Source organism: uncultured Desulfosarcina sp. (assembly GCF_963664155.2).
In the GTDB taxonomy this organism is placed as follows: Bacteria; Desulfobacterota; Desulfobacteria; order Desulfobacterales; family Desulfosarcinaceae; genus Desulfosarcina.
Genome location: NZ_CAXXXH010000001.1, coordinates 256,894 through 271,658, shown reverse-complemented (window position 1 = coordinate 271,658; position 14,765 = coordinate 256,894). Strand labels below are relative to the sequence as shown.

General features: G+C 55.0%; 15 protein-coding genes. 9 read left to right on the top strand and 6 right to left on the bottom strand.

Going from position 1 to position 14,765, the window contains the following annotated elements; translation table 11 throughout:
* Positions 1-2 precede the first annotated feature (2 nt).
* The 3 genes from ACHZBS_RS01325 to ACHZBS_RS01315 all read left to right on the top strand — a co-directional run bounded on the left by ACHZBS_RS01325 (position 3) and on the right by ACHZBS_RS01315 (position 4,210).
* Positions 3-1,361: an AAA family ATPase gene (locus ACHZBS_RS01325; protein ID WP_319404736.1), complete on the top strand. Its 1,359-nt coding sequence runs from the start codon at positions 3-5 to the stop codon at positions 1,359-1,361.
* A gap of 178 nt (positions 1,362-1,539) precedes the next feature.
* Positions 1,540-2,622 (top strand): 3-isopropylmalate dehydrogenase, encoded by a 1,083-nt coding sequence (leuB, locus tag ACHZBS_RS01320; protein WP_319404735.1) that lies wholly within the window; start codon positions 1,540-1,542, stop codon positions 2,620-2,622.
* On the top strand, positions 2,588-4,210 hold the full coding sequence (locus ACHZBS_RS01315) for an ATP-binding cassette domain-containing protein (RefSeq protein WP_319404734.1): 1,623 nt from the start codon (positions 2,588-2,590) through the stop codon (positions 4,208-4,210). Before leuB ends, ACHZBS_RS01315 begins: the two co-directional genes overlap by 35 nt.
* Here the strand turns inward: ACHZBS_RS01315 and ACHZBS_RS01310 are convergent.
* Together ACHZBS_RS01310 and ndk are read right to left on the bottom strand one after the other, a co-directional pair.
* Positions 4,168-4,935 (bottom strand): RNA methyltransferase, encoded by a 768-nt coding sequence (locus tag ACHZBS_RS01310; RefSeq protein WP_319404733.1) that lies wholly within the window; start codon positions 4,933-4,935, stop codon positions 4,168-4,170. The genes ACHZBS_RS01315 and ACHZBS_RS01310 overlap by 43 nt on opposite strands.
* Positions 4,932-5,351, bottom strand: coding sequence for a nucleoside-diphosphate kinase (gene ndk, locus ACHZBS_RS01305; RefSeq protein WP_319404732.1), 420 nt, complete (start codon positions 5,349-5,351; stop codon positions 4,932-4,934). The genes ACHZBS_RS01310 and ndk overlap by 4 nt, the downstream gene beginning before the upstream one ends.
* Before the next feature lie 274 nt (positions 5,352-5,625).
* Here ndk and ACHZBS_RS01300 point away from each other — a divergent pair, with 274 nt between their 5' ends.
* From ACHZBS_RS01300 to ACHZBS_RS01275, 6 genes are all read left to right on the top strand, one after another.
* On the top strand, positions 5,626-6,120 hold the full coding sequence (locus ACHZBS_RS01300; protein ID WP_319404731.1) for an FmdB family zinc ribbon protein: 495 nt from the start codon (positions 5,626-5,628) through the stop codon (positions 6,118-6,120).
* 37 nt (positions 6,121-6,157) lie between these two features.
* Entirely contained in the window at positions 6,158-6,679 is a 522-nt protein-coding gene (locus ACHZBS_RS01295) for an O-acetyl-ADP-ribose deacetylase (protein WP_319404730.1), read from the top strand.
* A gap of 334 nt (positions 6,680-7,013) precedes the next feature.
* Positions 7,014-7,211 (top strand): hypothetical protein, encoded by a 198-nt coding sequence (locus tag ACHZBS_RS01290; protein WP_319404729.1) that lies wholly within the window; start codon positions 7,014-7,016, stop codon positions 7,209-7,211.
* Between the two features lie 283 nt (positions 7,212-7,494).
* Positions 7,495-8,211, top strand: coding sequence for an enoyl-CoA hydratase/isomerase family protein (locus tag ACHZBS_RS01285; RefSeq protein WP_319404728.1), 717 nt, complete (start codon positions 7,495-7,497; stop codon positions 8,209-8,211).
* 63 nt (positions 8,212-8,274) lie between these two features.
* A complete protein-coding gene (locus ACHZBS_RS01280; RefSeq protein ID WP_319404727.1) occupies positions 8,275-8,820 on the top strand; it encodes a nitroreductase family protein in 546 nt (181 codons plus the stop codon).
* 25 nt (positions 8,821-8,845) lie between these two features.
* Positions 8,846-10,528, top strand: a complete 1,683-nt coding sequence (locus ACHZBS_RS01275; protein WP_319404726.1) for a PAS domain S-box protein — start codon at positions 8,846-8,848, stop codon at positions 10,526-10,528.
* Positions 10,529-10,591: 63 nt separating this feature from the next.
* Here ACHZBS_RS01275 and ACHZBS_RS01270 read toward each other — a convergent pair whose 3' ends face one another.
* The 4 genes from ACHZBS_RS01270 to ACHZBS_RS01255 all read right to left on the bottom strand — a co-directional run bounded on the left by ACHZBS_RS01270 (position 10,592) and on the right by ACHZBS_RS01255 (position 14,366).
* Positions 10,592-12,181: a peptide chain release factor 3 gene (locus ACHZBS_RS01270; RefSeq protein ID WP_319404725.1), complete on the bottom strand. Its 1,590-nt coding sequence runs from the start codon at positions 12,179-12,181 to the stop codon at positions 10,592-10,594.
* An 82-nt stretch (positions 12,182-12,263) separates the two neighbouring features.
* Positions 12,264-12,950 carry an HD domain-containing phosphohydrolase gene (locus ACHZBS_RS01265; protein WP_319404724.1) on the bottom strand — a complete coding sequence of 229 codons (687 nt, stop codon included), beginning with the start codon at positions 12,948-12,950 and terminating at the stop codon, positions 12,264-12,266.
* Between the two features lie 333 nt (positions 12,951-13,283).
* The gene (gene coaE / locus ACHZBS_RS01260) at positions 13,284-13,901 is read right to left on the bottom strand and encodes a dephospho-CoA kinase (RefSeq protein ID WP_319404723.1); all 618 of its coding nucleotides are present in this window, start codon (positions 13,899-13,901) and stop codon (positions 13,284-13,286) included.
* 72 nt (positions 13,902-13,973) lie between these two features.
* The gene (locus tag ACHZBS_RS01255) at positions 13,974-14,366 is read right to left on the bottom strand and encodes a universal stress protein (protein WP_319404722.1); all 393 of its coding nucleotides are present in this window, start codon (positions 14,364-14,366) and stop codon (positions 13,974-13,976) included.
* Positions 14,367-14,765 lie beyond the last annotated feature (399 nt).

Sequence of the window (14,765 nt, the reverse complement as noted above, 5' to 3'; positions counted from 1 at the left end):
CCATGTATGAATCCTTTTTTGGCCTGAATAAAAAGCCCTTTCAGATCACCACGGATCCCAGTTTTCTGTGGATGGGTAAAAAGCACCGCGAGGCCCTCTCCACACTCAAATACGGTGTAATGGACAATAAGGGTTTTTTACTGTTGACCGGCGATGTCGGCACTGGCAAGACCACATTGATCAACCGGCTGGTGGAGGACATCCACGGCAAGGCCTACACCGCTAAAATTCCCGATCCGGGGCTCAGCAAGTACGATTTTTACCGCATGGTTTCCCGATATTTCGGGCTCCCCATCGAAGTACGAACCAAGAGCGACTTTTTAGAGCCCTTCAGCCGGTTTCTCAACGATGCCCATGAAGAAAGAAAATCGGTCCTGCTACTCATCGATGAAGCCCAACGGCTCAAGCACGACCTCATGGAGGAGATCCGCCTGCTGTCCAATCTCGAGCGGCAGGACGTCAAACTGCTTAATATCTTTTTCGTGGGGCAGAACGAATTCAACAGCATCCTGCTCCAGCCGGAAAACAGGGCGCTGATGCGCCGGATTACCATTACCTACAACATCGATCCGTTGGATCGGGCCGAAACCTGCGAGTACATCCGCCACCGCCTGAAAACCGCCGGCGCCGCCTATGAAATTTTCTCCAGCGCGGCCATGGAAGAGGTCTTCGAGTTTTCCAAAGGGTTTCCCCGGCAGATCAATATCATCTGCGACCTGGCCATGTTTTTTTCCTCCCAGGTGGCTAAGCGGACCATCAACCGGAAGATTGTCAACCAATGCCGTGAGCGAATATCGTTTACCGTGGATGAATCGCCAGCGGAAACGGAAAACAATATCCGGGCCCCGGCGCCTAAGACCCGGTATCGGCCCATACAAAAAGAGCGCTGGCCGTGGTTTACCGCAGCGCGCGTGTTCAGCGTCGCTGTGGTATTGCTGGTGCTGGGCGGCGTCGTTTATTTTACGCCGGATCTGGTGAAAGACCGTGCCAGGCAGTGGGTCCGTGAAACCTATCGAACCTATTTCCCCATTACCGGCGAGCCGTCCGGATCGGAACAGCCGGTTGTCGATGCCTCCCAGACGGCCGATCCAGGCATGGCAACGGTTGATCGCCACCCCTTTCCCGAGACGGAGAAAACGCCCCTGGCCGTCGAACCCCGGTTGCGCATGCCCGGTCGGCCCCCGGACCTCAGATTCCCGGAAACCGTCGACGGCCCTACCCGCCCAACGCCAGCCGCGAAGACCGCCCCAACATCCGTGCCGCCTGCCGCCGCGGTGGCGACGCCTCCATCGGAACCGCCCGACCCGGCCGATGCCATCGACTGGCTGTTAAAAAAACGCAGCCAGGAACTCAACCCATAGGGAATGAGTTGATTGAAGGGTTGGGGGTTATTGGGGCAGAATAACACCGATATCCTCCCCCCGTCATGATCGCCTTAAGTCTATCCACGGTAGGTTCTTCGATGGTTGACAAACTGGGGGCAACCTTTTATGATCGCCGCCGGTCACTAACATTTTAAATGAATCTGGATGGTTGCAAATGTTCAAGATTGCCGTTTTACCTGGAGATGGCATTGGTCCCGAAGTGATGGAGGAAGCGCTCAAGGTGCTTGACGCCGCTCAGGAAAAATTCGCTTTTCAACTGGCTTATACCCCGGCCGATGTCGGTGGTATTGCCATCGATCGGCACGGTAGAGCCCTGCCCGAAGATACCCTGCGTCTTTGCGAGGACAGCGATGCCATTCTTTTCGGATCCGTGGGCGGGCCCAAGTGGGAAACGCTGCCCCCGGCACAGCAGCCCGAGCGGGGCGCCCTGCTGCCCCTGCGCAAGCACTTCAACCTGTTTTGCAACCTTCGCCCGGCAAAGGTTTTTCCCGCCTTGGCCGGCGCCAGCCCCCTTCATCCAAAAATCGTCAGGGACGGGTTCGACATCCTGTGTGTCCGGGAACTGACCGGCGACATTTATTTCGGCCAGCCCAAAGGCCGGGAAGGCAGCGGACCAAACGAGCGCGCCTTCGATACCATGGTTTACACCCGCCTGGAAATCGAGCGCATTGCCAGGGCCGCCTTTGATTCCGCCCGGATGAGAAGCCGGCGGGTGGCATCGGTGGACAAGGCCAATGTGCTCACCACCATGGTGCTGTGGCGGGAGGTGGTCAGCGAGACGGCCCGGGCATACCCGGATGTGACCCTGAGCCACATCTATGTAGACAATGCCGCCATGCAGCTGGTGAAAGACCCCCACCAGTTCGATGTGCTGCTGTGCGGCAATATGTTCGGGGACATCATTTCCGACGAATGCGCCATGATCACCGGCTCCATGGGCCTGTTGCCGTCGGCCAGTATCGGCGAAAGCGGGTTCGGTCTCTACGAGCCGGCCGGCGGAAGCGCCCCGGACATTGCCGGGCAGGGCATTGCCAACCCCATTGCCCAGATTCTCTCCGCCGCCTTGATGCTGCGTTACAGCCTGAATCTGTCCGATGCTGCCGACGCTGTGGAAACCGCTGTGGCGCATGTGCTGGAAGCGGGCTTCCGGACACCCGACATCGCCGCCGGCGGCAGTGCGGTGAGCACCCGGGAAATGGGTGATGCCGTCGCCCGTCACCTTAACGACGGCCAATAAGCCGTCGTCGATTCTTAGCGGCATTTTGGTTATGACCACGCCCCTGATCACCGTGGATGATATCGCCGTCAGGCTGCGGGACCGTTGGCTGCTCAACGGATCGTCATGGCGGATCAACACCGGCGAGCAGTGGGCGGTGGTCGGCCCCAACGGGGCGGGCAAGACCACGCTGGCCAAGGCCATCGCCGGACGTTTGCCGGTTGTCCAGGGAAAAATCCATTATCATGCCTTTGGCGGCCTTTCGCCCATCGATGCAATTGCCTACGTCGCCAGTGATTCCCGGCGCGATTTCTGGCGCCGGGAAAGAGATCTGGACCACGCAAGAGGCTTTGCCGGCCGTTTCAATGACGCCACAACTGTCCGAGGACTGATCTGTCGCCGACTTGCCGGCCTTCTGCCGCCATCCGACATGAATATCCGCCTGGCGGATATTGCCGAACGCCTCAATCTTGAATTCCTGCTGGATAAGCCGGCCTCGGCCGTTTCCACCGGAGAGATGAGCCGGGTGCTGGTAGCCCTCGAACTGATCCGTCGCCCTATGATGCTGATCCTGGATGAGCCTTTCGAAGGCCTAGACCGTTCGGGTCGGCAGGGTTTGATGGGTATGTTTGATCGGCTGGCGGCATCAGGCCTGCCTATTATGCTGATCACCCACCGTCCCGAGGAGATGCTTTCCACCACGACCCATGTACTCACCATTGATAGGGGGCGGATCGCAGTTGCCGGTGCCGTCGACAAGCCTTCTTTCTCGTTTAATACCGAGTCGGCATTCGCGTGTGAAAAGACAAACATTCGCCGCACCAACCGTCGTTCTGTGGATCGCCAAGCCAGCCGGTCCTTTTCGTCAGAACCACTGATAGACATGAAGGCGGTAACGGTTCGTTATGGCGACACCATTGTGTTGGACCGGTTCACGTGGTCGGTGAACGATGGCGAGCACTGGGCCGTCACCGGCCCCAACGGCGCCGGTAAATCGACGATCCTCAAGTTGATCACCGGCGACTGCCTGCAGGTGTATGCCAACCGGATCCGCCTGTTCGGCAAGGATCGGGGGACCGCACAAACCCTGTGGGAGATCCGGGAACGGTTGGGCGTGGTCAGCCACGATCTGGCCAGCGGATACCAGAAGCGGATGTCTGCCTTGGATGTGGTCTGCTCAGGCTTCTTCGACTCGGTGGGCCTGTATCGTCACTGTAATGCCGAACAGATAAAAACTGCCCGACAGCGGTTGGCCCAGATGGATCTCTCAGCGCTTTCCCAAACCCCGTTCAACCGGCTTTCCCAGGGTCAGCGGCAGATGATCCTTATCGCCCGGTCCATGGTGAAATCACCGAAGCTGTTGATTCTGGATGAACCATGCGCCGGTCTGGATCCGGAAAACCGCCGCACGGTCCTGAGCCTGCTGGAGCGGATCGGCCACGGTGGTACAACCGGACTGATCGTTGTCTCCCATCATGAAAAAGAAATTCCGGCCTGCATTACCCATCGATTAATTTTGGACCGTGGAATCGTCATGCGCAGTGGACCCTTGGGGACGACTGATCGTCAGGCGTGGGTGTTGCCGCCGTTTTCCAAACCGTCGGTATAGCGCTTGTCCCCGTATCGGTGAATCTGGCGGCAGACGCCGCGGATGATGCTGGTCTCACCGGCACGCAGCGACAATCGGGAGAAGAACCGGCGGATACGGGCCATCCAGTAGTCGGGGTTTTCCGGGTTAATGTATCCGATTTGAACCAGTGACGCGGTCAGTTCCTCGTACATCTGGTCCAGTTCAATACGCTTGGCCAGGCGGGGGGTATGGGCGGGGAGGCTGGTCCGACCAGCAGTGGACAGGCAGTAGCAAACCACCATGACGGCCTGGGCCAGGTTCAGGGAGGTGAAGTCCACGGTGGGGATGTTGACCAGTTGGTGGCAGTGTTTCAGGTCGTCGTTGGTGAGACCGCGATCTTCGGGACCGAAGAGAAGGGCCACCGGATTGATTTTCGAAATGGAAATGAGGTTTCGTGCCAGGAATTCAGGGGACTTGATTACCGGGCGCAGGCCTCCCAACCGGGCGGTGGTGCCGACCACATGACCGAATGGCGCCAGGGCTTTAACCAGTGAATCAAATCGCTGGGCCGTGTCTACCACGGATGCGGCTGCGTGGGTGGCCAGCCGCCGAATGCGCGCTTCGTCCCAGATGTCGGGTTCCACTACGATCAGGCGGCTAAACCCCATGTTGCACATGGCCCTTGCTGCGGACCCGATATTCTCGGGATATCGGGGTCGCTGCAGGACGATGGTAATGTTGTCACGGGTGACGCCGACTGTCATCGGGCGTTGATTTCAAAGGCATTGAAAAAATAGCCGATTTCAAACGCTGCGGTTTCCGGGGCGTCGGAGCCGTGGACTACGTTTTTTTCGATATCGGTGGCAAAATCGCGACGGATGGTGCCTTCGGCCGCGTCCTTGTAATTGGTCGCGCCCATGAGTTCACGATAGCGGGCAATGGCATTTTCTCCCTCGAGTACCATGACCACTGCCGGACCGGAAGACATGAAATCGGTGAGGCTGCCAAAAAAGGGCCGCTCACGATGCACGGCGTAAAATCCCTCGGCCTGGGCCTTGGTCATGTGGATCATTTTCATAGCGATGATATTCAGGTCCTTGGCTTCCAGCCGTTTGACCACTTCGCCGATAACGCCCCGGGCCACGCCGTCGGGTTTTACGATTGACAAGGTTCTTTCCATATTGGGTTTCCTTTCATCGGTTTTTTTGTTCGAGGCTGCCATAACAGAAGGCCGGTACCAAGTCAACCGGTTACACCGGTGGGGAATATCTATTTGATATATGTCAACAGTCCGATATATTTATATTAAATCCAAGCATTAACTGTTTGTCATAGCCGTTGAACCCGTTGACATCATCGGATTGGCGTTCTATTATTCTGATCGCTCCATTTTGATTCTTTTATTGCATAAACAAGCTATTAGCATGCAACAACAGGCGGAATGCGGAGAAACTATGCCGATCTATGAATTTTACTGTCCGGACTGCAATACTCTTTTCAATTTCTTTTCCAGAACCATCAATACCTCCAAAAAACCGAAATGTCCAAGATGCAGAACCTGTACGTTGGAGCGGCAGATGTCCGCCTTTGCCTTTACCGGGAAGGCCAGCGAGACCGGTGAGGGTGAAGAGATGGCCTTTGACGAGGGCAAGATGGAAAAGGCCATGCAGATGCTGGCCAGCGAAGCGGACCGGATCAACGAAGACGATCCGCGTCAGGCCGCCGATCTCATGCGAAAACTTACCGACATGACCGGTATGGAACTGGGTGCGGGCATGGAAGAAGCCTTGCGGCGCATGGAGCGCGGCGAAGACCCGGAGCAACTCGAGGCAGAGATGGGTGACCTGCTTGAAGGTGAAGACCCGTTTGTGATTCCGGGAAAAAAGGGGAAGGGAGCTTCAGCCGCCAGACGGGTTCCCCTGCGGGATGAAACCCTTTACGACCTTTAACCGAGGTTTTTTTCATTCTACTGTCGGAGGCCGACGCATGTCCCTGAAAGACCGACTGGAAGTATGGCAGGGCGACATTACGCAATTGGCTGTGGATGCCATCGTCAATGCGGCCAACAGGTCGCTGTTGGGTGGCGGCGGTGTGGATGGGGCCATTCATCGTGCCGCTGGACCCGAACTGCTTGACGAATGCCGTACCATCGGCGGGTGTCCCACCGGTGAAGCCCGTTTAACCAAGGGCTACCGACTGCCGGCCCGATATGTGATTCACACCGTGGGGCCGATATACCGGGGCCGGCCTGAGGACAGCAGGCTGCTCTCCGGCTGTTACCTCAACAGCCTGGCGTTGGCCATGAATCACGGGATCCGAACCCTGGCCTTTCCGGCCATCAGTTGCGGGGTCTATGGTTATCCCATTGCCGACGCCAGTAAAATTGCCGTGGATGTCTGCGCAACCTTTATAGATACCCATGATGTGCCCGAGAAAGTGATCTTCACGCTCTTTTCGGCAGCGGATTTTGACATCTACACCCGTTATCTATCCGACCGGTTAGGATAGTGTCCCTGTCGCCAAATGCAAAGGAGACGAGGATTCTATGAAAATTCCGTTCTTCCGGAAAGCAATGGACCCGGCGTTCGTATATCCCTTGTCGATACCGGTCGGAATTGGGATTGACAAACCCGATGGACATGGTTAAGTTTCACACCTGAAACCAATAGGGGGTTTCCGGTCCTGAAACCGTTCGGACCGATTTTTTATTTTCAAGGAGGGTATCATGCTTGAAGTCACACAGCCGGCAGTTCAGCAGATTGCCGAGTATTTCAAGGGGAAAGATGTCAAACCGATCCGGATTTTCCTCAACGAAGGCGGCTGAGGGGGCCCCGGCCTGGCCATGGCTCTGGATGAGCTAGCCGATACGGACAAGGCGTTTGACATTGACGGTTTTAAATTTATCGTGAACACGGAATTTCTGGAGAAAGCCCAGCCCATCAAGGTGGATTTTCATCAGTACGGCTTCAAGCTGGAGTGCGGAATTGACTTCGGCGCCGGCTGTACCAGCTGCGGTACCAAAGGTTCTTGTTGCTCCTGATTGAACCGGACCTATTTTAACTGAAAGGCGACCCGCTACCGGTCGCCTTTTTTTTGTTTCCCGCCAAGCCGTTATCCATTCCTTTCACCCCCAATCCTTGAAGACCCGCTTGAATGTGCCCATCAGCCGCATTCTTTTCCTTGCAGCTCCGACGCTGTCTTGCTATAACGCACTGAACGCCAATCCGAGGAGATAAACTTCAGCGCCGCCAGGCAGATATTGCGGTTGCCGGAAATAGATTCCCATCCATGACCAACGTTCGACGCATCCCAAGGAGCAGACCATGACACTGGTGGAGTACGCGGTAAATGAGCATGTGGCCACGATTACCCTGAACGACGGAGAGAATCGGTTCAATCCGGATTTTCTCAACCGCTATTTAGGCGTCCTCGATGAAATCGAGAGTGCCACCGATGCGACCACCCTGGTGGTGACTTCCGCCCATGAAAAGATATTCTCCAACGGAATCGACCTGGAATGGCTGGTCCCGGTTATTCAAAAAAAAGACATCCCCCTGGCCAAAGAATACTTTTACCTGCTCAACCGCATGTTTAAACGCCTCGTCACCTATCCCCTGGTGACTGTGGCCGGAATCTCCGGTCACGCCTTCGCCGGCGGTGCCATCATGTGCTGTGCCTTTGATTTCCGTTTTATGCGATCGGATCGCGGCTTTTTCTGCTTCCCCGAAGTGGATCTGGGTATTCCTTTTCTGCCGGGGATGAACGAACTGCTGAAAAAAGCCATGCCCATGTACATGGTGGAGTACATGGAGTACACCGGTGTCAGACTGACTGCAGACCAATGCGTGGACCATCATATTGTTCAAAAGGCCTGCACCATCGATACCCTGATGGAGGAAACCATGGCCTTCGCCATGGCCATCAACAAAAGACGTCCAGTGGTGGCGGAGATGAAAAAAAGGCTGAATCAAGCCATCGTCCACGCCATCGATGTTGAAGATGTGCCCTATATCGAGTCGGGTCAATTCAATATCGGTTGATCGGAGTCCCGGAACTGTAGAACCATCGGGAAAAAGGCGGGTTTTTATTAAGGAGCCAAAAGGGTGGCTGATTTATTAGAGATTATTAGAGGCAGGCGAAGCATCCGCAAATACGATGCCCGCGACGTTTCCGAGGCGATGGTGAATCAGATAATAGAAGCCCTCCGGTGGGCCCCGTCATGGACCAACTGCCAGTGCTGGGAAGTGGTGGTGATCCGGGATCCGGCCATCAAGGCGCAGCTCCAGGCAACCCTTCCACCGAAAGGAAATCCGGCCGCCAATGCCATTGTTCAGGCTCCGGTGCTGCTTGCCCTGTGTGCCAAAACCGGAATCTCGGGCTATTACAAGGGACTCAAGACCACCAAGTTTGGTGAGTGGATGATGTATGACCTGGGTCTGGCCACACAGAACCTTTGCCTCATGGCCCATGATCTGGGATTGGGGACAGTCATCGTCGGCCTGTTCGACCATGACCGGGCCAAGGTGGTGATCAACGTTCCGGATGGATTTGAGCTGGTCACCCTGATTCCATTGGGGTATCCCGCAAAAGTGGGGAACGCCCCCAAACGCCGTGAACCCCATGGGTTCACCCACGACAACCATTTCTGAAACCAACCTGTAGAAACAGGGGAAAATGAAAAGATATCCCCGGCCTGACCTGCCGAAACTTTTCCCGGACGACCCGTTTCAGAATGAAGACCCGCTGTTTCGTGCCCTATTTCATCAGGCGGGCACGGGAATAGCCGTCACCTTTCTCGACGGTCGTTTCATCAAGGTCAATTCAGCCTTTTGCACCCTGCTCGGTTATTCGGAAAATGATCTTCTGGACCGTCGTCTGGAAAACATCATGGCTCCGGACCAGTGGTGCCGGCTTTCTGAATTATATCAAGATATTTTGACCGGCAAACAAGGCCACGCCCAGATCTCTCTCGTATGCCGCCACCAGGCTGGAAAAGCCATCCGAGGGCTGTTGAATCTCTCTATTGTTGCCGATAAGGAAGGGGCCTCCTGTTGTTTCCTTGTCCAGATCCAGGAAATCAGCAGGCTGATGAATACAGAAACCGAATTGGAAGAGAACCGGCAGCGGTACCGTGCCCTGTCCGATGCCACCTTTGAAGCGGTGTTCATTTCCAGTAAGGGGGTTTGCATCGACGCCAATCGCACCGCATCCATCATGTTTGACACGCCCCGCGAAGAGTTGATCGGCATTTTCGGTACGGATGTCATCGCACCGGACTATCAGGCACGGGTCAGGGAACACATGCTTTCCGGTTACGAAGCCCCTTACCACGCCGTGGCCGTGAAAAAGGACGGCACCCGGTTTCATGTGATGATTCAGGGGAAAATGATCCGGATCGACGGAAGCGAGGTCCGGGTAACCGTGCTGCGGGATATCGATGCTCAGGTGGCGGCGGAAACGGCGCTTAGAGAAAGCGAACGCCACCTGCGTTCCTTCATGGAAAGCGCCTCCAACTTCGTGTTGTTCCGCCTGCGCCACCGGCCAGACACCCCATACCAGCCCTGGCGGGTTTTTATCAGCCCTTCCATTGCGGAAATTGTCGACCCGACCCAGGTGCCTGATTTTCAATCCTGGCTCAAGATGCTCCGTCCGGATGACCGGGAACGCCTGCTGGCCGCCGGACTCAAGATGCTCGACACCCACAGGCTGGATGAAACGGTTCGGATTCACGACGACACGGGAAAGAGGTGGCGGTGGCTGCACATCATTTCCGTCGCTGTATCCGACGAAACCGAAAATAGCTTGTTTTTCAACGGTATAATTCTGGACATCACCAAGGAGATGGAAGCCACTGCGGCGCTGAAAGCCAGGGAAAAGGAGTTGAAGGAGAAAACCGAAAGCCTGTCCGAAGTCAATACAGCCCTAGAGGTGCTTCTGCAAAAGCGTGAAGTCGATCGCATGGAAATGGAAGAGAAAATGCTGACCAACGCCAAGAGCCTGATCCTGCCATACCTGGAAAAGCTCAAGGCCAGTCGGATGGATGAGTACCAGCGGGTCTATCTCGACCTGGTGGAGTCCAATCTCAACGAAATCATCTCTCCCTTGTCCCGGAGCATGTCCAGGCATTTCCTGAATTTCACGCCCTCTGAAATCCAGGTGGCCAACCTGGTCAAACAGGGAAAGACCACCAAGGACGTCGCGTTGATCCTGGGGCTGTCCGCCCGAACCATCGAGGCGGTCCGCTATACCATTCGAAGGAAATTGGGTATCAAGAAAAAGCGGTCCAACCTCAGATCATACCTCCTCTCCATTGATGGTTCCGACACTATCTCCGGCGGCAGCGACCGGATTCGTTAGCCTTGTGCAATTATTTTTTTTCGCAATCCTGGGATTGCCATCCCAGCCAGGCTGACGGCAGTTTCAAGTTGCCAGGTCGCGGGTTTTATGGAAACTGATCGTCGGCCACTCCTCAATAGCATTTTCAAGGCGCCACAAACTGGCAGCCAGGTAGGTCAGTTTCCCCTGGGAATCATGGGCCAGGCTCGCATACTTTTCTTTTTCAAAAGCAGCCAGTTTTTTTTTGTCGTTGCTGGTCACCCACCGGGCGGCGGCAAAGGTCACCGGTTCGTAGTCGGCATCGACGGTGTACTCGGTTTTTAGCCGGGCCATGGTCACGTCGAACTGAAGAATGCCGACGGCACCCAGGATATAATTGTTCCCCAGCAATGGACGGAAGAATTGGACAGCGCCCTCCTCGGCCAATTGCGTCAGCCCTTTAAGGAGCTGCTTGGCTTTGAGGGGGTTTTTCAGGCGGACCCGGCGGAAGTGGTCCGGTGCGAAGTTGGGAATGCCGGTGAAACTGAGCGGCTCTTTTTCGTAGAAGGTATCCCCGATGCTGATGGTGCCATGGTTGTGGACACCAATAATATCACCGGGGTAGGCCTCATCGACATGGGCGCGGTCCTGAGCCATGAAAATGGTGGCATTGGCCAAGGTGACCTGCTTGCCGATGCGCGTCTGAAACACCTTCATCCCGCGGGTGAACTTGCCTGAACAGATACGCACGAAGGCGATGCGGTCCCGATGGGCGGGGTCCATGTTGGCCTGTATTTTAAATGCGAAGCCGGAGAAGGCATCCTCTTCGGGCAAGACCTCGCGGGTCGTGGTCGGCCGAGCCCTGGGAGACGGGGCCATTTCCACAAAGGCATCCAATAGTTCCCGCACACCGAAGTTGTTGATGGCACTGCCGAAGAATACCGGCGTCTGACTGCCCTTGAGGTACTGGTCCAGTTCGAAGGGATTGGCAGCTCCCTCCAACAGTTCCACATCGTTGCGCAATTCCCCGGCCTGGCTGCCCAGCATTTCATCCAGGCGGGGGTCGGCCAGGTTGGTAATCAGGATTCCATTCTGGTGGCGGGTCTGCCCGCCGGGGCTGAACAGGTGAAGCTGCCGGTGGTACAGATTGTAAACCCCTCGAAAACGCTTACCCATACCGATGGGCCAGGAGAGAGGTGCGCATTCGATTTGGAGTTTTTCTTCAATATCCGAAAGGATATCCAGAGGAGACAACCCGTCACGGTCCAGTTTGTTGATGAAGGTCATGATGGGGGTGTTGCGCATGCGGCACACCTCCATGAGTTTTTCAGTCTGGGGCTCCACACCCTTGGCGCTGTCAATTACCATGAGGGCGCTGTCCACGGCGGTGAGCACACGGTAGGTATCTTCGGAAAAATCCTGGTGGCCGGGTGTGTCCAACAGATTCACTTCGAAACCGCTGTAATTAAATTTCATGACCGATGTGGTCACTGAGATGCCGCGCTCTTTTTCGATAGCCATCCAGTCGCTGGTGGCGTAGCGTCCAGCCCGTTTGGCCTTCACGGCACCGGCCATCTGGATAGCGCCGCCGAACATGAGCAGCTTTTCCGTCAATGTGGTCTTCCCCGCATCCGGGTGGCTGATGATGCCGAAGGTCCGCCGTTTTCCGAGTTCTTCCAAAAAATGTCGATCCATATGCGTTTCGTCTTTGCTCGTTTAACCAAAAAAAATAGACCGCACGCGGTCCGTTATCGAACTGAATTAAAATAATAGTGGGTTAGGTGTTGGCTTGCCTAACGCTGCAGCTGGCGGCCGACCGAACCAGTTTGTCAGCAAGTTGCGGATCGGGGCCGGTGTCCGGAATGATTCCGTTCTCTTCAATCTCTTCGATAAATGTCTCTACGTACTCTTCACAGAAATAGCGGCGGCAACCTTCACGAAGGATTTCATAGGCGGATGCAATCGATTGCCCTTTCTGATAGGGCCGGTCCGTGGTAACCGCATCAAAGCAGTCCGCAATACTGACAATTTTTGCGCCTGGCGGAATTTCTCCAGCCTTGAGGCCAAAGGGATATCCATTGCCGTCCTCCCGCTCGTGGTGAAACAGCACAAAATCAACAGCCGGTTTCAGAAAGTCGATGTTCTTGAGAAAGGCGGCACCGATCAGCGGGTGGCAGCGGACTTCCTGCTGGAGATCACTGGGCAGTTGGGTCTCCCGATTGGTGAAAATTCGATCGCTCAAGGCCAATTTGCCCACATCATGAAATAAACCGCCGATGCCGATGTTGCGGATATCTTGCGGGGAAAACCCCAACCGCCGGGCTAAACGCATGGCATAAAGGGCAACCCGGTGGCCGTGGGCCTGGGTATATCCGTCCTTTTCACCGAGGGCCTGGGATATTTCATTCAATGTGTGCAGGTGCTGTTCATAAAGCCGTTTCCGGCTCGTCAAATTGTGTCGCATGGATGCCAGACTGCCTCCGGGTTAACCAGTGTGCGGGCGGAACCAACCAATTTATTGCTTATGCCTTGGGCATTGTTTCCAATTTGCCGAAACGAGGATTCATAAATAAGGCAAGATGGAACGACCATCGGGCGGCTTAAAACGCGTCATCTCGCCTCAGGCGGGGTCGTGTTCAGGTGTCAATCTGAATTAGCCTCTCAAACGGAAACCAATATAAGGCAGGACAGAAAAAGTGTCAAACGAAAACGGTCGGTTAAACCGGGCCGTGGATGATAACAACCACGAGGTAAACGGGTTGATCGGTTTTGAAAAAGGTTGCAACGGCCATGTGTCTCATTCCGTGCCATTTTTCGACCTTTGCTTCAGGCGGTTAAAAACCGCCAGCGCCTGCCTCCGGCTATCGGACAGGGTGCGGCTATTGTCAATGACAACAGTGGCTCGTTTACGCTTTTCCTCGATGGGCATCTGGGAACGAATCCGTGCCATGGCGGCTTGCTCATCGATACCGTCACGCTTCATGAGTCGTTTCAACTGAAGGATTTCGGGGACATAAACAACAATGAGTTCTGCAAGATCGTTTCCCATGTCCGCCTCCAGAAGCAGCGGGATATCCAAGATTACCACCGCGTCGGGTGTCTGGGTGGAAATTTGAGCGATCATTTCCGCTGACCGTTCAAAGACCCGCGGGTGAACGATGGCATCCAGGTGCGCTTTTTTCTCCGGGTCATTGAAAATTATCTCACCCAAGCGTTTGCGGTCAATTTCCCCGTCGGGAAGAAGAATCGTCCGTCCGAAAAATGAGAGAATCTCATTGTAGCCGGCGGTACCCTGACTGACGACTTCCCTGGAAATTTTATCGGCGTCGATGATCAGGGCACCAGCTTCGGAAAGGAATCTGGAGACCGTCGATTTACCGGTGGCAATGCCTCCGGTGAGGCCGGCGATGATCACGGGGCGTCCTTTTAAATACAACTGGCGAATATCATTGGATCGGGGCGGAGAGAAACTCCGCCCCGATCATAATTATTTAACGGTGACAACGGGGCAATGGGCTTTAATGATTACATATTGGGCGTTGGATCCGAAGAGCAGCTTGCCCACCTTGGAACGGCGTTTGATGCCGATGATGATTTCATCAATCGCCTTTTCCTTGGCATAATCGACGAGATCCTCTCCAGGGGTCATACCGCGCACCAGAAGTTTGGTCTCACACGCGATGCCGTCATCGTCAACCATTTTTTTTGCCGATTCCAGATTTTCGGTGGCATGTTCAACTTCTACGGCGTGAGTGACGCTTCCGCCGGTCAGCGATGAAACGATGATTACTTTTGCATCGAATGCGGTAGCGTGCTTTTTTGCCAGAGCCAAGGCATCTTTGGCCGAATTGGACCCGTCATAACCGACCAGGATTTTCATTTATCTCTCCTTTTTTGTCGCGATGGCATGATGAACGACAGGGTTCCATGCCTGAATTTGGATTATAGCCGGCGCGCTAAAAAAATATCGGCATTGCCTATCCGGTGAGCGCGAAACAGCCAGTTATTGCGAAACCGTCAAAAACACGTTTGGCATCATCTGTCAAGAAAACAGTCATCCGGTGGGTTTCATCGAACCGAATCCACCCACATTTTTTCCGAGGCACCTCATCGGTGGGTTTCTCCCTTCCAGCGTTCTCCGCTGACAGGGCCTTTTTACAGCAGTGGTCAGGTGATCAAGGAAGTTTCTTTGATCAATTGAAGATTCTCTCAGTACGTAAATAAATACGTATTTTATAAATGTAAAATGAGGGTTGCTTTTTAATCGGAATCCCGTCAT